Below are 25,927 nucleotides of genomic sequence, written 5' to 3' on the forward strand. Positions count from 1 at the left end.
AGGCACTATTTGGCCGCAATCTCCCGTGCCGAGGCCAGGCGCGCGAGCGTCTTCTCGCGACCCAGGATCTCCATCGACTCGAACAGCGGAGGACTGATCTGAGAGCCGGTGACGGCCACCCGTACCGGACCGAACGCCTTGCGCGGTTTGAGGCCCAGGTCGTCCACCAGCGCGGCGTTCAGCGCGTCCTGCAGCGCAGCCGTGGTGAAGGAATCCAGCGACTCGATCGCGGCGATGGTGGCATCCAGAACCGGCACGGCGTCGGCGCCCAGGTTCTTGCTCGCGGCCTTCTCGTCGATCGTGAAATCGGCATCCGAGACGTAGACGAACGAGATGAGATCCCAGGCGTCTCCGAGAACCTGGATACGCGTCTGCACCAGTTCGGCCAGAGCTGCGAAGGTCTCGTCGTCGGCAGTCTCGGCGAGCTTGCCCTGCACGACGAGATACGACTTGAGCCGAGCGGTGAAGTCGCCGAGGTCCAGCCGGCGGATGTGCTCGGCGTTGATGGCGTCGGCCTTCTTCTGATCGAATCTCGCAGGATTGGAATTGACCTGCCGCACATCGAAAGCTGCGATCATCTCGTCCAGGCTGAAGACGTCGACATCACTCTTGTAACCCCAGCCGAGCAGCGCGAGGTAGTTGAGCAGACCCTCCGGGATGAATCCGCGGTCCCGGTGGTGGAAGAGATTCGACTGCGGGTCGCGCTTGGAGAGCTTCTTGTTGCCCTCCCCCATCACGAACGGAAGGTGGCCGAAGGCCGGTACCGCGTCGGCCACGCCGATGCGGATCAGCGCGTCGTAGAGGGCCAGCTGACGCGGCGTCGAGGAGAAGAGGTCCTCGCCGCGCAGAACATGGGTGATCTTCATCATGGCGTCGTCGACCGGATTGACCAGCGTGTAGAGCGGATCGCCCGAGGCACGCGTGAGGGCGAAATCCGGCACGGTGCCCGCCTTGATCGTCGTGGTGCCGCGCACGAGATCGTCCCACGAGATGTCGGTGTCCGGCATACGAAGCCGGACAACGGGTTTACGTCCCTCGGCCACATACGCCGCGCGCTGCTCGGCGGTCAGGTCACGGTCGAAGTTGTCGTAACCCAGTTTGGGGTCACGGCCGGCGGCCCGGTGACGGGCCTCGACCTCCTCGGGAGTGGAGAAGGCCTCGTACGCCTCTCCTGCCGCGAGCAACCGCGCGACGACATCGGTATGGAGGTCCCGACGCTCGGACTGGCGGTAGGGCCCGTACGGTCCGCCCACCTCGGGTCCCTCGTCCCAGTCGAGCCCGAGCCACCGCAGCGCGTCGCGGATGGCCGCGTAGGACTCCTCGCTGTCACGCGCGGCATCGGTGTCCTCGATGCGGAAGACGAAGGTGCCGCCGTCGTGGCGGGCCTGGACGAAGTTGAAGAGCGCGGTACGCACGAGCCCCACGTGCGGCGTCCCCGTCGGAGACGGACAGAATCGGACGCGCACACCCTCAGTACTGGTCATGGGCTCAGGGTATCGAAGCGGCGCCGCGCTCCCGACACGCCCGCCGTCAGGCCCGGTGCCGCTCGCAGAACTCGACGAGGACCCTGTTCACCTCCGCCGGCTGTTCGAGATAGCCGAAATGACCGGCCCGTTCGATCTCGACGTACTGCGCGCCCGGAATGGCCTCGGCGACTTCGCGCGCCAGCTTCGCCGGCAGCGTCCGATCGTCGGCGAAACCGACGACCAGCGCCGGCCGGTCGATGCCGCGGTAGGCCGCGAGGCGGTTGGACTCCTTGTTGTGCAGTTCGAGCTGCGCACGGACCCCCGGGGTGATCGTCTGCGGGGAGAATCCGATGATGTCGAGCCAGTCACGCGCCGTGCGGTCGTCGTCGAGCGTGTGCGGCGACAGGTTCAGATGGGCGGTGATGGCGGCCTCGTACTCGGGCGGCAGCTTGATCTTGTTGTCGTAGAGCGCTCGCTCCCCGGCCGAGATCGCTTCCTGCAGTGGGGTGTTGCGGCCGTAGGTCGCCACCATCACCGCCGCCTTCACCACATCCGGCCGCGCCAGCGCCAGCTCCTGGGTGATCCGGGCCCCCAGTGAGGTACCGATGACGATCGCGGGTCCGCGCCCGAGGTGCTCGATCAGGGCAGCCGTGTCGGCGACCATGTCGTCGAGCGTGAACCCCTCCGCACACTCCGAGGACGGCGCGACACCGCGGTTGTCGAAGGTCACCACGGTGAAGCCGGCCTTCACCAAGGCCGGTTCCTGGTGGGCCTTCCACACTCGGCCGGGGCTACCGGTCCCCATCACCATGACGATCAGCGGGCCGGAACCGGCCACGCTGTAGGAGATGTCGATGCCGTTGACTCGAGCCGTACTGGGAGCTGTCACTTGTCCACCACCGGGTTGGAGAGCGTACCGATACCCTCGACGGTCACCGAGACACGCTGGCCGGCGACCATGGGTCCCACACCTTCCGGGGTGCCCGTGAGGATCACGTCGCCCGGCAGCAGGGTCATGACGCGCGAGATCCATTCGACGATCTCACCGACGTCGTGGAGCATCAGCGACGTGCGGGTCCGCTGCTTGACCTCGCCGTCGAGTTCCGTCACGAGTTCGACGTCGGACGGGTCGAACGCGGTGTCGATCCACGGGCCGAGCGGACAGAAGGTGTCGTAGCCCTTCCCCCGGGTCCACTGCCCGTCGGCCTGCTGGTGGTCGCGGGCGGTCACGTCGTTGGCGACCGTGTAACCGAGGATCACATCCTTGGCCTGAGCGGCCTTCACGTCCTTGCACGCCCGTCCGATGACGATCGCGAGTTCACCTTCGTAGTCCACACGTTCCGACGACGGCGGACGCACGATGGGCAGCTCGGGGCCGATGATCGAGGTGTTCGGTTTCAGGAAGATCACCGGGTCGGCGGGCGCTTCGCCACCCATCTCCGCGGCGTGTGCGGCGTAGTTCTTGCCGATGCAGATCACCTTGCTGGCCAGGATCGGCGCCAGGATCCGCACATCTGCCGACTTCCACGAGCGACCGGTGAACGTCGGCGTGCCGAACGGGTGCTCGGCGATCTCCTTCATGACGGTGTCGTCACCGTCGCCCTCGACGGACACGAATGCCACGCCGGCAGGACTCGCAATTCGACCTAAGCGCATGTCCAGACCCTATCGCACCGCCGATCCCACACGTTGGGAGCCGAGTTGGCCGGCCTCCGATCGAGTTTTACAATGTGGGCAGTCCGTTTCATATATTGAGATGGGTTGCGGCGACGATCGCCCGATCAGACAGCGAGGTGAGTGACACATGACCGATGTCGACGACATCACCACTGCCAGAAGGTGGATCATCCTCGGGTGTTCACTCCTCGCCGCACTCACCACGACGTGCGTGGTCAGCGGCGTCGCCTATCTGATCCCGGCGCTGCACACCGACGCCGGCCTCACGCTGACCGAGGCGTCGACACTCGCCGCGGTCCCGACCATCGGCCTGATGGCCGCGACGATCCCGTGGGGAATCCTGTTGGACCGCTACGGCGAACGCCGCATCCTGCTGCTGTCCCTGTCCATCTCCCTCTGCGGCGCAATCGCGGCCGCGGTCGCCGCGTCGGCCGACGCGTCGTATGTCGTCGTGGGCGCCGCGCTCCTGGTGGGCGGTCTCGGTTCGGGCGCCGCGAACGGCGCCAGCGGCCGGATCGTCGTCGGTTGGTTTCCCGCGCATCAGCGCGGAACCGCGATGGGCATCCGTCAGATGGCCCAGCCGCTGGGCATCGGTGTCTGCGCACTGACCATGCCGGTCGTCGCGGCGAGCTCGGGACCTGCTGCCGCCCTGGCGATCCCGGCCGCGGTGACCGCCGCGGGACTCGTCGCGGTGATCGTCGGCATCACCGACCCACCGCGCCGCGCGGCTCCCGCCACGGTGACCCCGGACCCTGCCCCACGCGCGAACCCCTACCGCGGCAACTCTTTCCTCGCGCGCATCCACATCGTCAGCATGCTGCTCGTCATCCCTCAGTCGATGCTGTGGACGTTCGTGCCCACCTGGCTGATCGTCGCGCACGGATGGTCGCCGGCCGGCGCCGGCACGCTGATCACGGTGACCCAGGTCGTCGGTGCGCTGGGACGGATAGTCGCCGGACGATGGTCGGATGCATGGATGTCACGGATGCGACCGGTCCGGGTGATCGCGGTCGCCGGGGTCGCCGCCATGTTCGCACTCGCGGTCAGCGACTGGTTCGACAGCCCGCTGGCACCCGCGCTCATGGCGGTCGCGAGCATCATCTCGGTCGCCGACAACGGTCTTGCGTTCACGGCCATAGCCGAATACGTCGGACCCGAATGGAGCGGGCGCGGCCTGGCCGTCCAGAACACCGGACAGTATCTGGTGACCGCGGCGACCACGCCGCTCCTCGGGGCACTGATCGCCGCGGTGGGCTTCCCCCTCGCATTCGCCGCGACCGCCCTCGCACCGCTCGTCGCCACACCGCTGGTCCCTCGCGACCGGACCCGGGGAGCCGACGAACTGGTGGACGTGTAGCTCCACCGCTGATGGACGAGCCCGCCACCGATCCGGTGGCGGGCTCGTCCTTCACGGCGGGTTCACTCGCCGCGCCGGAGTTGTGGGTCCGGGCGGGACTACAGCCGCTCGCGGATGCGCGTCCCGATCTCGGCGGTGCTGAACGTACCGCTGCGATCGGCGAGGTCGTCGGCGACGGCCTTCTCGATCCGCGCGGCGGCGTCGTCGTCGCCGAGATGCTGGAGCAGGAGCGCGACCGACAGGATCGCGGCCGTCGGATCGGCCTTGCCCTGACCGGCGATGTCGGGTGCCGACCCGTGGACGGGCTCGAACATCGACGGGTTGGCGCCGGTGGCGTCGATGTTGCCCGACGCGGCCAGTCCGATTCCGCCGCTCACCGCGGCCGCGATGTCGGTGATGATGTCGCCGAACAGGTTGTCGGTGACGATGACGTCGAATCGGCCGGGATCGGTGACCAGGTAGATGGTCGCCGCGTCCACGTGGCAGTAGTCGGTCGTGACGTCGGGGAATTCGGCGCCGACCTCGTCGACCGCACGGCTCCACATCGATCCGGCGAAGGTGAGGACGTTGGTCTTGTGCACCAGCGTCAGCTTCTTACGACGCTGCTGCGCGCGCTGGAAGGCATTGCGCACCACACGCTCCACGCCGAAACGGGTGTTGACGCTCACCTCGGTGGCGACCTCGTTCGGGGTGCCGACCCGAATCGCACCGCCGTTGCCGGTGTAGGGCCCCTCGGTCCCCTCCCGCACCACCACGAAGTCGATGTCGGGGTCGCCGGCCAGCGGCGAGGAGACGCCTGGGAACCGGCGCGACGGCCGCAGGTTGACGTGGTGGTCGAGGGCGAACCGCATGGTGAGGAGCAGACCGCGCTCCAGCACACCCGACGGCACCGACGGATCGCCGATCGCGCCCAGCAGGATGGCGTCGTGACGGCGGAGCGACTCGAGGTCGTCCTCGGTCAGCAACTCGCCGTTGCGGTGGTAGCGACGCGCGCCGAGATCGAACTCGGTGGTGCTCACCGCCGGCACGACCGACTCGAGCACCCCCAATGCCTCGGTGATGACCTCGGGACCGATGCCGTCGCCGGCGATGACTGCGAGTTTCATGAGAGGTCGACCTGTTCGATCAGGGTCGCGCTGACCGCGTCGCCGATCGCGGCGACGACGTCATCGTCGAGAACGCTGCTCACGCGGAGCATCATCGTGGCTCCGCCGCCCTCGGCGTCCTGGGACAGACCGGCCGCCAGGATGTCGATGCCGGCATTGCCGAGCAGGGTGCCGATCTTGCCCAGCGAACCCGGCTGGTCGTCGTAGCTGACGATCAGGTTGTGGCCCTCGGCACGGAGGTCGAAGTTGCGGCCGTTGATGTTGACGATCTTCTCCACCAGCCGCGGACCCGAGAGGGTGCCCGAGACGTTGTGGGTGGAACCGTCGGCGAAGACGGCCTTCACGTCGACCACACTGCGGTGGTTGGGGCTCTCCGGCGCGGTCGTGACCTCGCTGGTCACACCGCGCCCCTCGGCGACCGCGGGCGCGTTGACGAAGGTGACCGGCTCGTCGAGCACCGCCGAGAACAGACCGCGCAGGGCCGAGAGTCCGAGGACGTCGACGTTGTTGGCGGCGAGTTCACCGCGCACGTCCACGACGATCGAGGTCGGCGGCTCGTTGCTGATCGCACCGACGAGAACGCCGGCCTTGCGGGCGACCTCGAGCCACGGAGCGACCTCTTCGTCGACGGCTCCGCCGGTGATGTTGACCGCATCGGGGACGAAGTGTCCGGCCAGCGCCAAGCGCACACTCTTGGCGACGTCGGTGCCGGCACGGTCCTGCGCCTCGCTGGTCGAGGCACCGAGGTGCGGGGTCACCACGACCTGCGGGAGCTCGAACAGCGGCGAGTCGGTGCAGGGCTCGGTGGCGAAGACGTCTAGTCCGGCGGCGCGTACCTGACCGGAGGTGATCGCATCGGCCAGGGCCTGCTCGTCGATGAGACCACCGCGGGCGGCGTTGACGATGACCACGCCCTTCTTGGTCCGGGCGAGCTGCTCGGCGCCGATCAGGCCCAGGGTCTCCGGCGTCTTCGGCAGGTGCACGGTGATGAAGTCGGCGCGCTCGAGCAGTTCGTCGAGGCTGACCAGCTCGATCCCCAACTGGGCCGCGCGGGCCGGCGACACGTAGGGGTCGTAGGCGATGATGTGGGTCTCGAACGCGGCGAGCCGGGCGGCCACGAGCTGACCGATGCGGCCGAGGCCGACCACGCCGACGGTCTTGTCGAAGATCTCGACACCGTTGAACGACGAACGCTTCCAGGTCTTCTCACGCAGGGTGGCGTCGGCGGCCGGGATCTGCCGCGAGGCCGACATCAGCAGCGCGACAGCGTGTTCGGCCGCCGTGTGGATGTTGGAGGTCGGGGCGTTGACGACCATGACGCCGCGCTCGGTCGCCGCGGGGACGTCCACGTTGTCCAGACCGACGCCCGCCCGGGCGATGATCTTCAGCTTCTTGCCCGCATCGAGGACCTCGGCGTCCACGGTCGTCGCCGAGCGGACCAGGATGGCGTCGGCGTCGACGACCGCCTCGAGCAACTTGGGACGATCCGGGCCGTCGACCCATCGCACCTCGACACCGTCACCGAGTGCTTCCACGGTGGACGGCGCCAGCTTGTCGGCGATGAGTACAACCGGGCGGCCAGCAGAGCTCACAGTCATTTCTCCAGGTTCGGGGAGTGCGGTTTCACGATCGGCGGTGCGGAGTGTCGGTGACGACTCCGTACGACAGCTTAAAGGTGTGGTAGGTGCCGCCGAGCATGCGGTGTACCCCGAAACCGGAGACCTGTCCCCCGGCACGGGTAGAGTGTGACCCGCATTACGTCTGCCTTGCGTGGAGCATCACGGAAGTGTTGCAAACCGACCGCGGGTCGATCCCACGCAGACATGTGCGCCCGGGGGGACCGGTACGGTGTGCTTGCCGCCAGTTGCGAAGTCCCGACGGGTGGCCCGATGCCCGTGACCGAGAACTGGTTGGACCCGAGAAGTGGAGTGCGGATGACGAAGAAGCTGACAGTGCTGTTGGCGGTTTTGGCTGCGACGGTGCTGGCCGGCTGGGGAGGGGGCGTCGCGGTCGCCGCACCGGCGAAGATCTTCGTGGGAGGCGGCTCCGGCATCCTGGTCCTCAAGGGCGGCAACTCGGCGGCGGCCTGCACGCTGACCACCATCGGCCGCTCGAAGACCAACAAGCTCATCGGCGTCACCGCTGGTCACTGCGGCACCCCCGGTCAGAAGGTTTACTCCGAGACCTTCCAGGATCGCGGCCAGGCCGGCACCATCACCTACACCGCGCCCGATCTCGACATGGCGATCGTCGAATTCGACGCCTCGCGCGTCGTGCCGCTGCGCACCGTCCGCGGCGTCACCATCCGCTCGGTCGACCCCAAGCCGCTCGGCTTCCCGACCATCGCCTGCAAGGAAGGCCGGACCACCGGCAACACCTGCGGTATCGCCTGGTTCTCCGACGGCGACGTCCACGTCAGCCAGATGTGCGTGATCGAGGGTGACTCCGGCAGTCCCGTGGTCGTGGGCGATCGCCTCGTGGGGATGGTCAACGCCTACTACTTCCTCGGTTGCCTCGGCCCCGAGACCGGTACCAACATCCAGCCGATCCTCAAGCGGATCGCTTCACTCGACGCCTACAAGGGATTCCGGGTCGCCTGACGACTCCGGGTCCCACCCCCACCGACGCCCCGGATGGTTCTCCTCCGGGGCGTCGTCGTGTTCGGGTCAGCTCCGGCGATATGGGAGCCCGCTCGTCAGGCCTCGACGGATGACGGGCCGCCCGTCCCAACGCTCGCGGAGGTGCTGCTCGAGCGGACGATGAGTTCGGGCTCGAGCACGACCGACTCCGGCGTCCGACCGCCGATGACCTCGAGCAGCAAGCCGACGGCGCGCCTGCCCATCTCGTGCATCGGTGACCGGATCGTGGTCAGCGGGACGGCGCCGCCGGCCGCGATGGGCGTGTCGTTGTAGCCGACGAGGGCAACGTCGTCGGGCACCCGGATCCCGCGATCGCGCAGGGCTCCGAACGCTCCGATCGCGGCGAAGTCGTTGGTCGCGAAGATGGCATCGGGCACCGGTCCGGTCGAGAGCAGTTGCTCGACGGCGGCCCGGCCGCCGGCCGGATCGAAGCCCGAATAGACGATGCGGTCGTCCGGGATCTCGACGCCGTGTTCGGCGAACGTGGTCACGATCCCGTTAGTCCGGTCGCGTGCAGTGGAGGCGAATTCCCAGCCGGCGAGTACCGCGACATCTCGTCGTCCGGTGTCGAGCAGATGCCCGCCGACCAGCCGCCCGCCCTTCACGTCGTCGACGGTCGCCGAGGGATAGTCCCCCGCAGTTCGGGACACGAGCGCGAATTTGATTCCCTGCGAATAGATCTCGTCGAGGAAGTGATGGTCGAGGTGGGCGTCTCCGTAAATTAGGCCGTCGACGCGCCGGTCGATCATCATGCGGGTGCGCGCCCGCTGGTTGTCCGGCTTGTCCAGCGAGTTGGTGACGAATGTCGACAGACCCGACTCGTACGCCGCCTCCTCGACTCCCTCGTAGATGGTCGCGAGGACGTAGTCCTGTAGCCGGGGCACGAGCACCCCGATCAGTCCCGAGCGTCGTGTGCGCAGACTCGACGCCTGCGGATTCGGCGAGTAGTCGTGCTCGGCCGCGAACGCCCGGATCCGGGCGACCGTGTCGGACGATCCCCAGCGGAGCGCGGCGTCACCGGGCGTGTTGAGCACACGGGACACGGTCGACGGGCTGACCCCGAGTTCCGTCGCGATCATGCGGAGCGTCAGCGGTCCCCTCGCCGGCCCCTCTGCTGGCTTTCTCAACCCGGCCCTCTCTCGTCGGTGGCCCACAGCGTACCCAACGCGTTCTGTTACGTCGCGATTTACACAATCGTTTGGCGGAAGTTACACAAACGATTGCGTCAAACGTTTGGGCTGTGTTTCACTTCACGTCATGCACGTCACAGTCATCACCATGGCCCCCGGTGCCGGGGGGCTCTCGTCATTGCCGAGCTGTCGCCGATGACGCGGATCGCAGTCATCGCCACAGGCGGCACGATCGCGTCCGAGGCGACCGACGACGGAGTCGTCGCCACCCAGACCGCCGCGCGGCTGGTCGGACGCGCCGGCCTCGGCGACGTCGAGGTCGAGACGGTCGATCTGATGACGGTCGGGTCCTATCGGTTGACGCTCGGACACCTGCGGCAGATCAGTGACGCGGTCGGCTCACTCCTCGCCCGGCCCACAGAACCGGTCGACGGCGTGGTCATCACGCACGGGACCGACACCATGGAGGAGACCGCGATCCTCCTCGACCTCGTCCACGACGATCCCCGTCCCGTCGTCCTGACGGGGGCCCAACGGGCCGGTGACACCGCCGACGGTGACGGCCCGGGCAATCTCACCGACGCCGTCCGCGTCGCCGCGACCCCGTCCGCGCGCGACCGTGGCGTCATGATCGTCTTCGCCGGGCAGATCATCCCCGCCCGCGGGGCACGAAAGATCCACACGATCGCACTCGACGCCTTCCGCTCCGTCGTCTCTCCCCCGTCGGGCACCGTGACCGATGGGCAGGTCTGCTTCGGACCCACGACACCGCGACCCGACCCACTGCCGCGCCCGGGCGCCGCATTCGACGACACTCGTGTCGATCTCGTCGATGTCTATCCCGGTGCGGACGACGCACTGCTGCGCGCGGCCGCGAACTGCGGCGCCGCCGGAATCGTGCTGGCCGGCACCGGCATCGGCAACGGGAACCCCGCCATCGTCGACGCCGCGAGCGATCTCGTCGGCGACGGTCTCGCGCTCGTCCTGTCCACCCGGGTACCGGCCGGACCTGTCCGGGGTGTCTACGGCAACGGCGGCGGCGCCGACCTGGTCGCGGCCGGTGTCCCACCCGTCTCCGGACTACCCGCGACCCAGGCGCGAATCCTGTTGGCACTGTTGCTGTCCACTGGTCTCACAGACAGCAAGCCACTGGCAGAGCTGATCTCGACCTACGCCGACCTGACACCGGCCGACGCCCCCGGCCGAGCCCGGGAAGCAGCCGAGCCGCGAAGCGGGGACGTCGCCACTCGTCTCGACACCGTCGTCCACGGCGATCGCTTCCCCACCGGTCGCTGTGCGACCGATGTCGCCACCACCGATCTCCACACCACCGAACGCCACACAACCAAGGAGGACTGAACAATGGCCAAGGAAATCTTCGTAGCCTTCGGAATCGACGTCGACGCGGTCGGCGGCTGGCTGGGCTCCTACGGCGGCGAGAACTCGCCCGGGGACATCTCGCGCGGTGTGTTCGCCGGCGAGGTCGGTGTCCCCCGCCTCAACAACCTGCTCGCGAAATACGATCTCCCGGCGACCTGGTTCTGGCCGGGACACTCCGTCGAGACATTCCCCGAACAGTTCGATCAGGTCGTCGCCGCGGGACACGAGATCGGTTTGCACGGATACAGTCACGAGAACCCGATCGCCATGACACGGGAGCAGGAGTCGGAGATCCTCGATCACTGCATCGATCTGATCAGCACGCGGACCGGCAAGCGGCCCACCGGATACGTCGCGCCGTGGTGGGAGTTCAGCAAGGTCACCAACGAGTTGCTCGTCGAGCGCGGGATCACCTACGACCACTCGCTGATGCACCGTGACTTCGAGCCGTACTACGTCCGTGTCGGTGACTCATGGACCCCGATCGACTACGACAAGCCGGCCGCGGAATGGATGAAACCGCTTGTCCGCGGCGAGGAGACAGACCTCGTCGAGATCCCGGCGAGCTGGTACCTCGACGACCTGCCGCCGATGATGTTCATCAAGGGCAGCCCGAACAGCCACGGCTTCGTCAACCCGCGGCACATCGAAGAGATGTGGCGCGACCAATTCGACTGGGTCTACCGCGAAAGTGACTACGCGGTCTTCACCTTCACCATCCACCCGGACGTCTCCGGCCGTCCGCAGGTTCTGCTCATGCTCGAGCGACTGATCGAGCACATCAACTCGCACGACGGCGTCCGCTGGGTGAACTTCGACACCATCGCCGAGGACTTCAAGAAGCGGTCGCCGCGCGACTGACCGGTTGTCCACCGCCATTCCATCCTTTTCCCATCGCTTTCCCATCGCCGACCCGATGACGTGCCGGCGAGTCCGCCCAACCCCTTTGAGCAAGAGAGCACAACCATGTCTCGACCCACCACCCCCACCTCGGGATTGCGGCGTGTCACCGGCAAGGAGACCCGCCGAGCATCCGGAATCGCGTTCTTCGCCTGGACGATCGCGGTGTACGACTTCATCCTGTTCGGCACGCTGCTTCCGCGGATCGAGGAGTCGTTCGGCTGGACCACCAGTCACGCCCTCCTGGTCTCCACCCTCGTCAGCGTCGGCACCGCCATCGTGGTCCTCCTCGTGGGCCCCATGGTGGACAAGCTCGGACGCCGTAAGGGAATGATCATCTCGGTCGGCGGCACTGCTGCGTCGTCGGCGGCCACCGCCGCGACCTTCGGCGCGACGTCGCTGATCGGAGTCCGCGCGATCAGCGGTCTGGGCCTCGCCGAACAGTCGGTCAATGCCACGTATCTCAACGAGCTCTACGAGCTGACCGAGGACGAGAAGATCAAGAAGCGTCGGGGATTCGTCTACTCGATGGTCCAGACCGGCTGGCCGGCCGGCGCACTGCTCGCGGCCGGGTTCGTCGCCATCGTGACGGCGATCTTCGGCGCGGACTCCTGGCGAATCGCGTTCCTGCTGGCGACCATCCCGGCGGTCATCGTCGCTCTGGTGTGCCGCACGCTCAAGGAGAGCCCCCAGTTCGAGGCGCAACACGCCGTCAAGCAGCTCCGCAAGGCCGGAAAGCACGACGAGGCAGCAGCACTCGCCGCCGCGACCGCGACGGTCGAGCAGACCTCGGCCCCCTTCAAGCGGATCTTCACCGGCAAGCACCTGCGCAACACCGTCGTGTTGTCCCTGGCCTGGCTGCTCAACTGGTTCGCCATCCAGACCTTCTCGGTCCTGGGCACCACGGTGCTGGAGAAGGGCAAGGGGATCGACGCCTCCAGCACCCTGATCCTCGTGGTGCTGTCCAACCTGGTCGCGGTCGCCGGCTACCTCGCGCATGGATGGGCGGGCGACCGTTTCGGGCGCCGCAACACCATCGCCGTCGGCTGGTTGCTGTCGGGTCTGTTCTTCGGCGCGATGCTTCTCGGACCGTCGAGTCAGATCTTCGTGCTCGTGACCTACATGATGGGCTTGTTCTTCCTCCTCGGCCCGTATGCCGCGATCATGTTCTTCCAGGCGGAGTGCTTCGACACCGATTGCCGCGCAACCGGAAGCGCTTTCATCGGCGCGATGTCGCAACCGGGGGCGATCATCTCGGGCTTCATCCTGACCGGTCTCACCGCGGCGTCGGTCGGCTACTCGACGGCCGCCCTCTGGGTCGGCGCCCTGGGAGCCATCGCATCGGCCGTGATCGTGCTCGGTGCGCGCAAGGTCGCCGACACGCCGCCGTCGGCGGGCGTGCCCGCCGGACCCGCGACGACGGCAGGAGCTCAGGCATGACCGGTCAGATCGTCGCGATGATCACCGGCGCCGCATCGGGAATCGGCGCCGCCACCGCAGTGTGCCTCGCCGAACGTGGTGTGCGGGTGGGTATCGGGACGTTCCCGGGCGACCCGCACGACCCCGAGTCGACCCTGCGGGATGTCAATGATGTCGGCGGGCAAGGACGGATCGTCGAAGTGGACGTCCGGTCGACCGACTCGGTGGACGCCTTCGCCGACGAACTCGTGTCGACGTGGGGGCGTCTCGACGTCGCCGTGGCCAACGCGGGCATCCTCCGTGAGGCGTCCTTCGACACGATGACCGACGACCAGTGGCACGACATGATGGATGTCGACCTGCACGGGGTGATGCGGACCGCCCGCGCCGGACTGCGCCACATGACCGAAGGCGGATCGGTGACCGTGATCTCGTCGATCGCGGGCGGGGTCTATGGGTGGCAGGATCACGCGCACTATGCGACCGCGAAGGCCGGCGTGATCGGCCTCGCACGCAGTCTCGCCGTCGAATACGGCCCCCGGGGAATCCGCGCGAACGCGATCATCCCCGGCCTGATCCGCACCCCGCAGTCGAGCGACGCCGTCAATTCCCTGGGACCCGAAGGGCTCGACCGAGCAGGGGGATACATCCCGTGGGGCCGGGTCGGTCACCCGCGCGAGGTCGCCGAGGTCATCGCCTTCCTGTCCGGTCCGCAGGCCTCGTATGTCAGCGGTCAGGCGATCGTCGTGGACGGTGCGCTCACCACCGCGATGCGCGACTGAACGACGTTCTGAGAGAGAGGATTCAACATGGCCGGAGCACTTCCGGGGAAGCGCGCCCTGGTGACCGGCGCGGCGTCGGGAATCGGTCGCGCGATCGCCGCCGCCTACGTCGCCGAGGGCGCCGAGGTGACGCTGGCCGATCGCGACCATCGGGTGCCCACAGTGGCCGACGAGATCGGTGCCCGGCGCGGTGTCGTCCTCGATGCGACGTCCGAGACCGAGGTCGACGCTCTCGTCGAGCGCGTCGTCGCGGAGGACGGTGGACTCGACATCCTCGTCTGCTCGCACGGGATCCTCACCCAGTCGCCCACCGTGGACATGCCGACCGAGTTGTGGCGGGAGACCGTCGACATCGATCTCACCAGCGTCTTCCTGTGCAACCGGGCGGCGCTGCGACCGATGCTGGACCAGGGCGCCGGCCGCATCATCAACGTGGCGTCGCAGCTGGCCATCAAAGGCGGTGTCTCACTGGCGCACTACGCCGCGGCGAAGGCAGGAGTCATCGCCATGTCGAAGTCGATCTCACTCGAGACCGCCACTCGCGGCGTGCTGGTGAACGCGATCGCACCCGGACCGGTCGACACCCCGATGGTGGCGGGCATCGACGACGACTGGAAGCACAGCAAACGCGCCGAGCTGCCGCTCGGCCGGTTCGGACGACCCGAGGAGATCGCCCCGGTGGCAGTGCTCCTGGCGTCCGATCCGGGCGGCAACCTGTTCGTCGGCCAAGTGCTCGGCCCCAACTCCGGCGACGTGATGCCCTGATGTGTGGGGGCTGCGCGGGGGCACCCCCGGATTGGGCCGCCGAGTTCGTGAGCGGTCCGCGCCGACGCGCCGAGGTGGCGCGCCGGATGTCGGAGGTGCTGCGTCGGCACACGGTGCGCGCGATCCCCTCGGGATGGGTCGTCGCCTCCCTCACCGGATCGGCGGTCGTGTGCCGGACCTACGACGAGCTGGTGGGATCCGTCGCCGAACGTTCCGGGCTCTCACCGGAACACGTCCGGTTCCGCGGGCTGGCGGCGCACGCCCACTGACACCGACGCCTCGAACCCGGCGCGGCGGCCGAGATCATCCGGCCGCCGCGCCGTTCCACATCGTCCGCCCCACCGTCCGCGTGCGCCTCGATCGTCCGGCTGCACACTTGTGGGACCGGTTCGTCCGGATCAGGCCGATAGTGGTTCGCCGTCCGCTCCGGCGTGCGATGTTGGACCCCGTGCGGTCCGATCACGCCGCCCGCGAGGAGGCCGAATGAGCGCGCGCGACACACCGGCATCTCCCCGGCTCGGGCTCGTCATCGTCGCCATGACGATCGGCAACGCGGTGATCCTGGTCAGCCAGACCGCGGTGCCTTTGGCGTTGCCGGCGATCATGGACGAATTCGGGGTCGGCTCGAGCAGCGTGCAGTGGGTTCTCACGGCAAGCCTGCTGCCGCTCGCCGGGCTCATGGTTCTCGGCGGTCGTCTGGGCGACCTCTACGGTCTCCGGCGGGTGTTCTGTGCGGGCTCGATCGTCTTCGCCGCCGCCTCGCTCGCCGCCGGACTCGCGCCGACCTTCGAGTTCCTCGTGGCCGCCCGCGTGGTCCAGGGCGCCGGCGGTGCGCTCCTGCTCCCGACCTCCGTCGCCATCGTCTCGGCCGTGGCCGGCGAGAAGGATGCAGGCCGCGCCCTGGGCACTCTGGGCGGCGCCGCCGCGGTGGCGGGCGCGCTGGGCCCGATCATCGGCGGCGCGCTGACCGGGGCCCTCGGCTGGCGTTTCGTCATGCTCGTCAACCTGCCACTCGCCGCGCTGTCGATGGTGATCGCTCTCCTGGTGGTACCGCACGATCCTCGACGGGCCGACCGGGATCGAGTCGATGTGATCGGCGCCGTCCTGCTGAGCATCACCTTGCTCGGCGTGGTCTTCGGGATCGGCCAGTCCCAGGTGTGGGGGTGGGCGTCGCCGGGCGTGTGGCTGCCCCTGGTGATCGCAGCGCTCTCCGCCGCGGCGTTCGTGGTCGTCGAACGGCGTATCGCGGTCCCCCTGATGGACTTACGGCTGCTGGTCAGTCATCGAAATTACGCCGGGGCCACCGTCAGTCAAGGACTGGGCGGCATGATCGAGATGGGCCTGGGCGTCATCTTCCCGTTGCTGCTGATCCTCAATCTCGGGATGGATCCGACGACTGCCGGCCTCGCGCTGCTGCCCACCACGCTCCCGATGGTGATCGTCGCCCCGCTTGCCGGTCGGTGGTACGACAAGGTCGGCGGGCGGTTCCCGCTGATGACCGGTTTCGGCGTCCTGGGACTGGCGGGCGTGGCGCTGATGCTGGCCGTGCCGACCCATGAATTCGTGCCGCTCATCCCCGGACTCACCCTCTATGGCATCGGCCTGGCCATCGTGCTGACCGTCAACGACCCGGTGTCGCTGGATTCGGTGCCGGCCCGCCATCACGGCCAGGTGTCCGGCGTCTCCGCCACCGCCGAGCAGTTCGGCGGTGCGCTCGGCATCGCTGCGTTCTACCTCGTCTTCCACGCGACGTATGTGCACGAACTCCACGAGCGCATCGACTCCTCGGACCTGCCGGACCTCACCGCCGCGCAGTACGAGAAGCTGCGCAGCGACATCGAAGCGGCCGAACAGACCGGACTACGTCCCGATCACTTCGACCCCGAGTTCACCGACTACCTCCGCAGCACCCTGGACGCGGCGTCGTCGGCACACGTGCTGACCTTCGGGATGACCGTGGTGGTCGCGGTCCTCGGCGTGGTCGCGAGTGCGCTGCTGGTCCGGCGAGCCGTCGACAATCCCATCGATATGACGAGCCCGGAGAAGGTGTTCGCGGCCGGGGTCATCGTGGGCAGCGCCTCGTCCTCGAAACACCTGCACCTGCACCGTCATCGGGACGATCAACCCGCGCCGCGCGACCCGGTGTGATCGCCGACCGGCGCAGGTAGGCGTAGCGCTCGCACAAACGAGTTGTCAGACAAGCGGTTCGGGGTTGGGACGAGCGATCGAACGCGGCCGAATCCACCCTCTTTCGGAACTCCCTCCCCCCGCGACCCCGGTGGGTTCACCGGAAAGGGGTGGGTTTGCGGAGACAGAAGCGGGCCCGCACCACAATGGTGCGGGCCCGCTGTGCGCTGCGTTCAGCGCACTACGACTGCGACTCAGGCGGTCTCGGTGATCGGGCGGTCGACCCAGCTCATCAGGTCGCGCAGCTTCTTGCCGGTGACCTCGATCGGGTGCTCCGCGTTCTCCTTGCGCAGACCCTCGAGCTCCTTGTTGCCGCCCTCGACATTGGCGACGAGGCGCTTGACGAAGGTGCCGTCCTGGATGTCGGTGAGGATGCCGCGCATGCGCTCCTTGGTGTCGGCGTCGATGACCCGCGGGCCCGACACGTATCCACCGAACTCGGCGGTGTCGGAGACCGAGTAGTTCATGCGGGCGATGCCGCCCTCGTACATGAGGTCGACGATGAGCTTGAGCTCGTGCAGCACCTCGAAGTAGGCCATCTCCGGGGCGTAGCCCGCCTCGACCATGACCTCGAAGCCGGTCTTGACCAGTTCCTCGGTGCCGCCACACAGCACGGCCTGCTCACCGAAGAGGTCGGTCTCGGTCTCTTCCTTGAAGGTGGTCTTGATGATCCCGGCACGACCACCGCCGATGGCGCTGGCGTAGCTGAGCGCGAGCGCCTGGCCCTCGCCCTTCGGGTCCTGGTGGACGGCGATGAGCGCCGGAACGCCCTTGCCGTCGACGAACTGACGGCGCACGAGGTGGCCGGGACCCTTCGGGGCGACCATCGCGACGGTCACGTTCTCCGGCGCCTTGATCAGGCCGAAGTGGATGTTCAGACCGTGGCCGAAGAACAGCGCGTTGCCGTCCTGCAGGTTCGGCTCGATGTCCTCGGTGAAGATCGAGGCCTGCGAGGTGTCGGGCGCCAGGACCATGATGACGTCGGCCCAGGCGGCGGCCTCGGAAGCGGTCAGCACCTTGAGGCCCTGCTCCTCGGCCTTGGCCTTCGACTTGGAACCCTCGCGGAGGCCGATCACGACGTCGACGCCGGAGTCGCGCAGCGACAGCGAATGCGCATGGCCCTGGCTGCCGTAGCCGATCACCGCGACCTTGCGACCCTGGATGATCGACAGATCCGCGTCGTCGTCGTAGAACAGTTCGATGGCCACTATGTTTCCCTTCGATATGTGGTGTCCTCGACGGATTCTCGGAATCCGCCGGGATTCGTAATTCCCTTGTCGCTCCTCGCCGGTGCCCAGATGAGCACGACGGCAGCGGGATTCTCTGTCAGCGGTTGGCCGACATGCTCTTCGGTCCCCGACCGAGGGTCACCGCGCCTGATTGCGCGATCTCCCGGATTCCATACGGATCGAGCATCCGCAGAAGTGCTTCGAGTTTTTCCGACGTACCCGTGGCCTCGATCGTGAGCGACTCGGGCGAGACGTCGATCACCTTGGCGCGGAACAGGTTCACCACCTCGATGACCTCGGTGCGCACAGTCGAGTCGGAGCGCACCTTGACCATCATCAGCTCGCGGGACACCGAGCTCCCCGGATCCTGCTCGACGATCTTGATCACGTTGATCAGCTTGTTGAGCTGCTTGGTGACCTGCTCGAGCGGGAAGTCCTCCACGGAGACCATGATCGTCATCCGCGAGATGCCCTTGAGCTCGGTGGGGCCGACGGCGAGGGACTCGATGTTGAACCCGCGCCGCGAGAACAGCGCCGAGATACGCGCGAGGACGCCGGGCCGGTCTTCGACCAGGACACTGAGGGTATGGGTGGTGCTCACTGCTCGTCCTTCTGGGTTGCGCGATCGGCCGGTGCGTTCTCGACCGTTTGATGGCCGTCCATCGCCTGGTGGATCTCCACCGGACCCGACGCCGACTCTTCGTCGTCGAACAGCGGCCGGATGTCGCGGGCGGCCATGATCTCGTCGTTGCCGGTGCCCGCGGCGACCATCGGCCACACCTGGGCGTCCTTGCCGACGATGAAGTCGATGACCACCGGGCGGTCGTTGATCTCCCGCGCCTTCGCGATCACCTCGTCGACGTCTTCTTCGCGTTCGACGCGGAAGGCCACGCAGCCCAGCGCCTCCGACAGCTTGACGAAGTCCGGGATCATCCGCGAATGGGTCGACAGGTCGGTGTTCGAGTAGCGCTCCTCGTAGAACAGCGTCTGCCACTGACGAACCATGCCCAGGTTGCCGTTGTTGATGAGCGCCACCTTGATCGGGATGCCCTCGATCGCGCAGGTGGCGAGCTCCTGGTTGGTCATCTGGAAACAACCGTCACCGTCGATCGCCCACACCTCGGCGTCGGGGTCGGCGGCCTTGGCGCCCATGGCGGCGGGCACCGCGTAGCCCATCGTGCCCAGACCACCGGAGTTCAGCCAGGTGCGCGGCTTCTCGTAGGAGATGAACTGCGCGGCCCACATCTGGTGCTGGCCGACGCCCGCGCAGTACACGGCGTCCGGGCCGGCAGCCTTGCCGAGGGCCTGGATGACGAACTCCGGCGACATCGAGCCGTCGGTCTGCCGGTCGTAGCTCAGCGGGTAGGTCCGGCGCAGGTTGTCCAGGTAGGACCACCACTGCGAGATGTCCGGAGTCGAGCCGCTCGTCGCCCGCTCGTCGCGCAGGGCTTCGGTGAGCTCGGCGATGACCGCCTTGCAGTCACCGACGATCGGCACGTCGACAGGCCGGTTCTTGCCGATCTCGGCGGGATCGATGTCGGCGTGGATCACCTTCGCGTTCGGCGCGAACGACGACAACTGTCCGGTGACGCGGTCGTCGAAGCGCGCGCCGAGGGTGATCAGTAGATCGCTGCGCTGCAGCCCCGCGACCGCCGCCACCGTGCCGTGCATGCCCGGCATGCCCAGGTGCAGCTGATGGCTGTCGGGGAACGCACCCCGCGCCATCAGCGTGGTGACCACCGGGATGCCGGTGAGCTCGGCCAGTTCCAGCAGCTCCGCCGAGGCGTTCGCCTTGATGACACCGCCGCCGACGTAGAGCACTGGCGACTTCGCGGCGTTGATCAGACGGGCCGCCTCGCGCACCTGCTTGCCGTGCGGCTTGGTCACCGGACGGTAACCGGGCAGGTCGATCTGCGGTGGCCACGAGAAAGTGGTCTGCGACTGCAGGATGTCCTTGGGGATGTCGACCAGGACCGCCCCGGGACGACCGCTCTCGGCGATGTGGAACGCCTCCGCGATGGTCTTGGGGATGTCGATCGCCCGGCTGACCAGGAAGTTGTGCTTGGTGATCGGCATGGTGATGCCGGAGATGTCGGCTTCCTGGAAGGCATCGGTGCCGATGAGTGCGCGACCGACCTGACCGGTGATCGCGACGACGGGCACCGAGTCCATCTGGGCGTCGGCCAGCGGGGTCACCAGGTTGGTGGCACCGGGACCGGACGTGGCCATCATGACGCCGGCGCGCCCGGCGACCTGGGCGTAACCGGTGGCGGCGTGGCCTGCGCCCTGCTCGTGACGGACGAGGACGTGGCGGACCTTCTGCGAGTCCAGCAGCGGGTCGTAGACCGGCAGGACCGCGCCACCCGGAATGCCGAAGACGACCTCGACACCGAGTTCCTCGAGGGACCGAACCACAGACTGGGCGCCGCTGACACGCTCGGGCGCGACGGTGTGCTGGGTTACCGCACGGAGGTTGCCCGCCGCCGGAGACTGCTGCCGCAGTCCTGCGTTACGCGTCGGCTCGCTGCGGCCGGCGTCGGTGCGTGCTGTTGGTGCGCTCACTGCACGATCCTCATCTTGGTTGTGGAATCCGATATCCGTGATGGAAGTACCTGGCATGAAAAAACCCCCGACAGCTTCCGCTGTTCGAGGGTGGCGCGTCGATGCCGGTGGGGGGTCTGCGAGGTGACCGGTCAGGCGAAGACGCGCCAGCCGATTACTACGAGGATCCCGTTCTGCATCACGCGTTCACGGTAGGACTGTGTTCGGTTCTGAGTCAAACTCCGGACCATGGTGTCCCACCATCTGGGAAATCACTGGTCGAACCGGTCGCGTCCACACCGCATTTTCGGTACGGCGCGATGAACCCGTCGGTAGGGAGCCCCATGGCCGGTTGGCACAATGGACGCGTGCCGACTGATTCCACCGACCCCGTAGACCCGAAGACCAGTACCACCCCAGCCGACGACGACGTCACGTTCGACTACCCGGTGACGTTCCGCATCAACCGGATCGCGTACTTCACGGTCCCGATGGTCGCCCTGGTGGTCGTGCTGCTGGTCGGCGCCTCCCCCTGGTTCGCCATCGCACTCGTCGTACCCGTCGTGCTGTGGCTGTGGATCCACCGGCTGCGGACCGTGGTGACCGAGAACGGCCTACGCGCCGTCCGGATGTTCTCCACCACCGAGATCGCCTGGTCGGAGGTCGCGGGACTGCAGTTCCCGAAATGGAGTTCGGTGCGCGCGGTGCTCACCGACGGCAACCGAGTCCGGTTGCCCGCCATCGGTTTCCGTGATCTCCCGGCGTTGTCGATCGTCAGCGGTGGTCGTATCCCGGACCCGTTCGAGGCAGCCCGCTCCGCCAAGTAGGAGTCGGCGCCGCCCACGCCCGGATGGCACCTCCTCCTCTCCTCTCGGCCGGCCACCGCCTACCTGTCACCTCTCGTTCCGGCGATAGAGTGCGGCCGTGGAGCACACCCGAACATTCGACGCCGGTGAACTCGACGAACTGATCTCGGCAGGTCGCCTCGCAGACGTCGGGACGACGCTGTCCACGCTGCCGGCGGGCGACATCGCCGCCCTGCTCGACCGGCTCCCCCACAAGTCCCGCGGGGTCGCGTTCCGTCTGCTGGCCAAGGATCTGGCGGTGGAGGTCTTCGACGATCTGTCGGCCGGCTCGCAGCGCCGCCTCATCGACGATCTGGGCACGGCCGAGGTGGCCGCGGCCTTCGATCACCTCGACCCCGACGATCGCGCCGAGCTGCTGGACGAGCTGCCCGCGGGAGTCGCCAAGTCGCTGATCCAGCAGCTCACCCCGGCCGAACGCGACATGACCGCGGTGGTTCTCGGCTACCCGCGCGGTTCGGTGGGGCGTCGGATGAGTCCCGAGTTCGTCCACGCACGAGAGGACGAACCGGCCGGCGACGCATTGGCTCGCGTGCGAGAACGCGGACATGCCGCGGAGACCATCTACACCGTGCCCGTCCTCGACGGCGCCCGCTCGCTGTGCGGTGTGGTCAGCCTGCGCGACCTTCTCCTGGCCGACCCGGCCGAACCCGTCCGCGACCTGATGAACAAGCCGATGTTCGCCCATGCCGAGGACGACGCCGAAGCCACCGCGCAGCGGTGTGTGGACCGCGGAATCCTCGCGATGCCCGTCGTCGACAACGACAGCCGTCTGGTGGGCGTGCTGACGATCGACGATGCCGTCGAAGTCGTCGAGCAGGCCCGGGACACCGACGAGGCGCGGGCGGGCGCGCGCGAACCGCTCCGCGACCCCTACCTGCTCTCGTCCATCCTGTCGATCACGCGCGCCCGGATCGTGTGGCTGTTCGTCCTCGCGGTGTCGGCGATCCTCACCGTCAACGTGCTGGAGATCTTCGAGGGCACCCTCGAGCAGCGGGTCGCGCTGGCACTGTTCATCCCGCTGCTCACCGGGATCGGTGGCAACACCGGTTCGCAGGCGGCGACCACCGTGACCCGCGCACTCGCCACCGACGAGGTCGCCCCGCGCGACGTCGCCCGCGTCGCCGCCAAGGAAGTCCGGGTGGGACTGACCATGGGTGCGCTACTCGGACTCGCCGGGTTCGCCGTCGCCGCTCTCGTCTACGGCCTCGACATCGGTGTGGTCATCGCTGCGACGATACTGTCGGTGTGCACCCTGGCCGCGACCGTGGGCGGCGTGATGCCGCTGATCGCGAAGTCCATCCGCGTCGATCCCGCGGTGTTCTCCACGCCGTTCATCTCGACGTTCTGCGACGCCACCGGCCTCCTCCTCTACTTCTCGATCGCCAAGGCGGTGCTGGGGATCTGACCCCGACCGCGGGACGTGACCGGCGAGGTCGTGCTCGGACGCCGAATCGTTTTGTTACCCCTCGTCGCAGCGGAGTAGCCTGACTTCTCGGCGCTCCCCCACGCCCACCCTCAGCGAGGCGGCGCCCGTCAACACAGCCGCGCCCGGCCAAAGCCCGTGGGGAAACAACCCCTCCGGTCGCGGAGTTGAGCCGAAGAGTCCGGCGCCGATCTGTCATCGCACATCCGATCGCGCCGGGCCCGCCCGAGCCAGACGATCGATTCGAGGAACCATGCCTGCTCTGAGGTCACGCACCACCACCGTCGGCCGCGAAGCCGCCGGCGCCCGCTCCCTGTGGCGCGCCACCGGGATGACCGACGACGATTTCGGCAAGCCGATCGTGGCGATCGCCAACTCCTACACCCAGTTCGTGCCGGGACACGTGCATCTGAAGGATGTCGGCGACATCGTGGCCGAGGCCGTGCGGGCCGCCGGCGGCGTGCCGCGCGAGTTCCACACCATCGCCGTCGACGACGGAATCGCGATGGGCCACGGCGGCATGCTCTACTCGCTGCCCAGCCGCGAGATCATCGCCGACTCGGTCGAATACATGGTCAACGCGCACACCGCCGACGCGCTGGTGTGTATCTCGAACTGCGACAAGATCACGCCGGGCATGCTCAATGCCGCGATGCGCCTGAACATCCCGACGGTGTTCGTCTCCGGCGGACCGATGGAGGCCGGCAAGGCCGTCGTCGTCGGCGATGTCGCGCATCCGTCGTCGGACCTGATCACCACCATCTCGGCGTCGGCCAACAGCGCCGTCGACGAGGCCGGCCTCGACGAGGTCGAGCGTTCCGCGTGCCCGACCTGTGGTTCGTGCTCGGGCATGTTCACCGCCAACTCGATGAACTGCCTGACCGAGGCGCTCGGACTCGCGCTGCCCGGCAACGGTTCGACCCTGGCCACCCACGAGGCGCGTCGAGCACTGTTCCAGCGTGCCGGCACTGTGGTCGTCGACGCGGCGACGCGCTGGTATCGCGACGACGACGCGTCGGTGCTCCCGCGGAACATCGCCACCCCGACCGCATTCCGCAACGCGATGGCCCTCGACGTCGCGATGGGCGGCTCGACGAACACCGTGCTCCACATCCTCGCCGCGGCGCAGGAGGGCGAGGTCGCCGACTTCGACCTCACGGTCATCGACGAGATCAGCCGCAACGTCCCGTGCCTGTCCAAGGTCTCGCCGAACTCGGACTATCACATGGAGGACGTCCATCGGGCCGGCGGAATCCCGGCCATCCTCGGCGAACTGCGCCGCGCCGGCCTGCTCGACGACACCGCGTCGACCGTGCACACCCCGACCATGGCCCAGGCGCTCGACGACTGGGACATCCGCGGTGGCAAGGCGATCGACGAGGCCGTCGAACTCTTCCACGCCGCACCGGGCGGCGTCCGCACCACCACACCGTTCTCGACCGCGAACCGGTGGAGTTCGCTCGACACCGACGCCGAGGGTGGCTGCATCCGCGACCTCGCGCACGCGTACACCGTCGAAGGCGGTCTGTGCGTGCTCCGCGGAAACCTCGCCCCGGACGGCGCGGTCCTGAAGACCGCCGGCATCGACGAGGATCTGTGGCACTTCGAGGGCCCGGCCCGCGTCGTCGAGAGTCAGGAGGACGCGGTCCAGGTCATCCTGTCCAAGACCATCCAGGCCGGCGAGGTCCTCGTGGTGCGCTACGAGGGTCCCGCGGGCGGACCCGGGATGCAGGAGATGCTCCACCCGACCGCCTTCATGAAGGGCACCGGGATGGGCAAGAAGTGCGCGCTGATCACCGATGGCCGGTTCTCCGGCGGGTCGTCGGGTCTGTCGGTCGGGCACATGTCCCCCGAAGCCGCGTCGGGTGGTGCCATCGGACTCGTCGAGGACGGCGATCCGATCCTCATCGACGTCAAGACCCGCAGGCTCCAGGTTCTCGTCGACGACGACGTGCTCGCCGAGCGCCGCGCCAAGATGGAGGCCTCCGAGCGTCCGTGGCAGCCGAAGGACCGTCAGCGCACGGTCACCACTGCGCTGCGCGCCTATGCCAAGCTCGCGACGTCGGCGGACCGCGGCGCGGTGCGGCAGGTCGACTGACCCGGCCAGACCACCCACCACAGAGTGCGGGGAACGTATCGGATTCCGATACGTTCCCCGCACTCTGTCTGTTCCGGGCGGACCAGTGGGTCAGACGAGTGGGTTGCTGCCGTTCGCCAGGACCCAGACCGCGACAGCGGCAGCCGCGCCGACGATGAGCCACAGGAACGAGCCGACGAACGGCCGTCGCGCCCAGCCACGCGGATAGTCGAGCGAGTACAGCCCCGGGCCGGTGAGGATGACGACTGCCGCGGCCACCGCCAGGAAGAGTTCGAACTCGACTCCGCCGGCGGCGGCGAAGAACGTGAACCCGCCTGCCATCGACATCTTGTAGGCCGCGGCGACGAGCATCGTGCCGAGGATCGCCGACGCCCCGATCGGCGTCAGCAGGCCGATGATCACCATCAGACCGCCGATCGTCTCCGACAGGGCGCCGACGATCGCGAGGATCTGGGCGTAGTCGGCACTGAACCCGGCGTCGACGAGCATGGACTCGAACCCGCTGAGGCGCGGACCGTTCCACAGCCCGAACAGCTTCTGCAGCCCGTGGGCGCCGACCACACCGCCGAGCGCGATGCGCAGTACCAGCAGGCCCAGGTCGATCGTGCCGCGCCGCGACTTCGCGAGCGCGTCCTGAAGATCGTCGTCGACCGCCACACCACGACGGCCCTCGGTGTCGTCATCGGTCCGCCGCCGGCCGAACCGGCGGCGGCCGCGCGGCTCGTCGTCGGGGATCTCGGTGTCCGTCGACTCCCCGCGGGCGCGGGACACCACATCGTCGTCGTCATCGAGGAAGTCGTAGCGCGCGGTGCCGACCGGCGGCAGAGCCGGCTCAGGGGTGGTGACCGCATTGTCGGTGGGAGCGTCGATGGGCTGCGCGCGGGCGGGACCGGGACGCTTCGCGAACTGCACGGTCTCGAAGTCGTCGTCCGCCGTCGACGGCGACCCGGCTGCCGTCGGGA

General features: G+C 68.0%; 22 protein-coding genes. 12 read left to right on the top strand and 10 right to left on the bottom strand.

Annotated features, from left to right (window positions below; genetic code table 11):
- Positions 1-5: 5 nt before the first annotated feature.
- From gltX to CA982_RS17160, 3 genes are read right to left on the bottom strand one after another with little or no spacing between them, the layout of a single operon-like run.
- Positions 6-1,484: a glutamate--tRNA ligase gene (gene gltX / locus CA982_RS17150; RefSeq protein ID WP_086536475.1), complete on the bottom strand. Its 1,479-nt coding sequence runs from the start codon at positions 1,482-1,484 to the stop codon at positions 6-8.
- Positions 1,485-1,530: 46 nt separating this feature from the next.
- Complete coding sequence (locus CA982_RS17155) at positions 1,531-2,355, bottom strand: alpha/beta fold hydrolase (RefSeq protein WP_086536476.1); 825 nt, start codon at positions 2,353-2,355, stop codon at positions 1,531-1,533.
- The gene (locus CA982_RS17160; RefSeq protein ID WP_086536477.1) at positions 2,352-3,122 is read right to left on the bottom strand and encodes a fumarylacetoacetate hydrolase family protein; all 771 of its coding nucleotides are present in this window, start codon (positions 3,120-3,122) and stop codon (positions 2,352-2,354) included. The genes CA982_RS17155 and CA982_RS17160 overlap by 4 nt, the downstream gene beginning before the upstream one ends.
- A 148-nt stretch (positions 3,123-3,270) precedes the next feature.
- Between CA982_RS17160 and CA982_RS17165 the strand changes: the two genes are divergently transcribed.
- A complete protein-coding gene (locus tag CA982_RS17165) occupies positions 3,271-4,500 on the top strand; it encodes an MFS transporter (RefSeq protein WP_086536478.1) in 1,230 nt (409 codons plus the stop codon).
- A gap of 98 nt (positions 4,501-4,598) precedes the next feature.
- Here CA982_RS17165 and CA982_RS17170 read toward each other — a convergent pair whose 3' ends face one another.
- Together CA982_RS17170 and serA are read right to left on the bottom strand one after the other, a co-directional pair.
- Positions 4,599-5,606 carry a 3-isopropylmalate dehydrogenase gene (locus tag CA982_RS17170; protein WP_086536479.1) on the bottom strand — a complete coding sequence of 336 codons (1,008 nt, stop codon included), beginning with the start codon at positions 5,604-5,606 and terminating at the stop codon, positions 4,599-4,601.
- Positions 5,603-7,198, bottom strand: a complete 1,596-nt coding sequence (gene serA, locus CA982_RS17175) for a phosphoglycerate dehydrogenase (RefSeq protein WP_086536500.1) — start codon at positions 7,196-7,198, stop codon at positions 5,603-5,605. Before serA ends, CA982_RS17170 begins: the two co-directional genes overlap by 4 nt.
- A gap of 342 nt (positions 7,199-7,540) precedes the next feature.
- Between serA and CA982_RS17180 the strand changes: the two genes are divergently transcribed.
- The gene (locus tag CA982_RS17180) at positions 7,541-8,206 is read left to right on the top strand and encodes a chymotrypsin family serine protease (protein ID WP_086536480.1); all 666 of its coding nucleotides are present in this window, start codon (positions 7,541-7,543) and stop codon (positions 8,204-8,206) included.
- Between the two features lie 95 nt (positions 8,207-8,301).
- Here the strand turns inward: CA982_RS17180 and CA982_RS17185 are convergent, their stop codons facing one another.
- On the bottom strand, positions 8,302-9,324 hold the full coding sequence (locus CA982_RS17185) for a LacI family DNA-binding transcriptional regulator (protein ID WP_086536481.1): 1,023 nt from the start codon (positions 9,322-9,324) through the stop codon (positions 8,302-8,304).
- A 246-nt stretch (positions 9,325-9,570) separates the two neighbouring features.
- Between CA982_RS17185 and CA982_RS17190 the strand changes: the two genes are divergently transcribed.
- From CA982_RS17190 to CA982_RS17220, 7 genes are all read left to right on the top strand, one after another.
- Entirely contained in the window at positions 9,571-10,734 is a 1,164-nt protein-coding gene (locus CA982_RS17190; RefSeq protein ID WP_086536482.1) for an asparaginase, read from the top strand.
- A 3-nt stretch (positions 10,735-10,737) separates the two neighbouring features.
- Entirely contained in the window at positions 10,738-11,616 is an 879-nt protein-coding gene (locus tag CA982_RS17195; protein ID WP_086536483.1) for a polysaccharide deacetylase family protein, read from the top strand.
- 105 nt (positions 11,617-11,721) lie between these two features.
- Complete coding sequence (locus tag CA982_RS17200) at positions 11,722-13,095, top strand: MFS transporter (protein ID WP_086536484.1); 1,374 nt, start codon at positions 11,722-11,724, stop codon at positions 13,093-13,095.
- Positions 13,092-13,856: an SDR family NAD(P)-dependent oxidoreductase gene (locus CA982_RS17205; protein WP_086536485.1), complete on the top strand. Its 765-nt coding sequence runs from the start codon at positions 13,092-13,094 to the stop codon at positions 13,854-13,856. Before CA982_RS17200 ends, CA982_RS17205 begins: the two co-directional genes overlap by 4 nt.
- A 27-nt stretch (positions 13,857-13,883) precedes the next feature.
- Positions 13,884-14,621, top strand: a complete 738-nt coding sequence (locus tag CA982_RS17210) for an SDR family NAD(P)-dependent oxidoreductase (protein WP_086536486.1) — start codon at positions 13,884-13,886, stop codon at positions 14,619-14,621.
- 47 nt (positions 14,622-14,668) lie between these two features.
- The gene (locus CA982_RS17215; protein WP_244176336.1) at positions 14,669-14,890 is read left to right on the top strand and encodes a hypothetical protein; all 222 of its coding nucleotides are present in this window, start codon (positions 14,669-14,671) and stop codon (positions 14,888-14,890) included.
- Positions 14,891-15,104: 214 nt separating this feature from the next.
- A complete protein-coding gene (locus tag CA982_RS17220) occupies positions 15,105-16,769 on the top strand; it encodes an MFS transporter (RefSeq protein ID WP_086536488.1) in 1,665 nt (554 codons plus the stop codon).
- 233 nt (positions 16,770-17,002) lie between these two features.
- On the opposite strand, the gene ilvC is transcribed toward CA982_RS17220, so the two are convergent.
- From ilvC to CA982_RS17235, 3 genes are all read right to left on the bottom strand, one after another.
- Positions 17,003-18,016: a ketol-acid reductoisomerase gene (ilvC, locus tag CA982_RS17225; RefSeq protein WP_010841326.1), complete on the bottom strand. Its 1,014-nt coding sequence runs from the start codon at positions 18,014-18,016 to the stop codon at positions 17,003-17,005.
- A 118-nt stretch (positions 18,017-18,134) separates the two neighbouring features.
- The gene (ilvN, locus tag CA982_RS17230) at positions 18,135-18,638 is read right to left on the bottom strand and encodes an acetolactate synthase small subunit (protein WP_004019305.1); all 504 of its coding nucleotides are present in this window, start codon (positions 18,636-18,638) and stop codon (positions 18,135-18,137) included.
- The gene (locus CA982_RS17235; protein WP_086536489.1) at positions 18,635-20,599 is read right to left on the bottom strand and encodes an acetolactate synthase large subunit; all 1,965 of its coding nucleotides are present in this window, start codon (positions 20,597-20,599) and stop codon (positions 18,635-18,637) included. Before CA982_RS17235 ends, ilvN begins: the two co-directional genes overlap by 4 nt.
- Before the next feature lie 347 nt (positions 20,600-20,946).
- Here CA982_RS17235 and CA982_RS17240 point away from each other — a divergent pair, with 347 nt between their 5' ends.
- From CA982_RS17240 to ilvD, 3 genes are all read left to right on the top strand, one after another.
- Positions 20,947-21,405 (top strand): PH domain-containing protein, encoded by a 459-nt coding sequence (locus CA982_RS17240; RefSeq protein ID WP_086536501.1) that lies wholly within the window; start codon positions 20,947-20,949, stop codon positions 21,403-21,405.
- A gap of 97 nt (positions 21,406-21,502) precedes the next feature.
- The gene (gene mgtE / locus CA982_RS17245; protein WP_086536490.1) at positions 21,503-22,849 is read left to right on the top strand and encodes a magnesium transporter; all 1,347 of its coding nucleotides are present in this window, start codon (positions 21,503-21,505) and stop codon (positions 22,847-22,849) included.
- Positions 22,850-23,120: 271 nt separating this feature from the next.
- A complete protein-coding gene (gene ilvD / locus CA982_RS17250; protein WP_086536491.1) occupies positions 23,121-24,965 on the top strand; it encodes a dihydroxy-acid dehydratase in 1,845 nt (614 codons plus the stop codon).
- Positions 24,966-25,055: 90 nt separating this feature from the next.
- Here ilvD and CA982_RS17255 read toward each other — a convergent pair.
- Positions 25,056-25,927: DoxX family protein (locus tag CA982_RS17255; protein WP_086536492.1), on the bottom strand; the 872-nt coding region annotated here is incomplete at its 5' end.

Origin of the sequence: Gordonia lacunae, assembly GCF_002149015.1 — a bacterium.
GTDB classification, from domain to species: Bacteria; Actinomycetota; Actinomycetes; order Mycobacteriales; family Mycobacteriaceae; genus Gordonia; species Gordonia lacunae.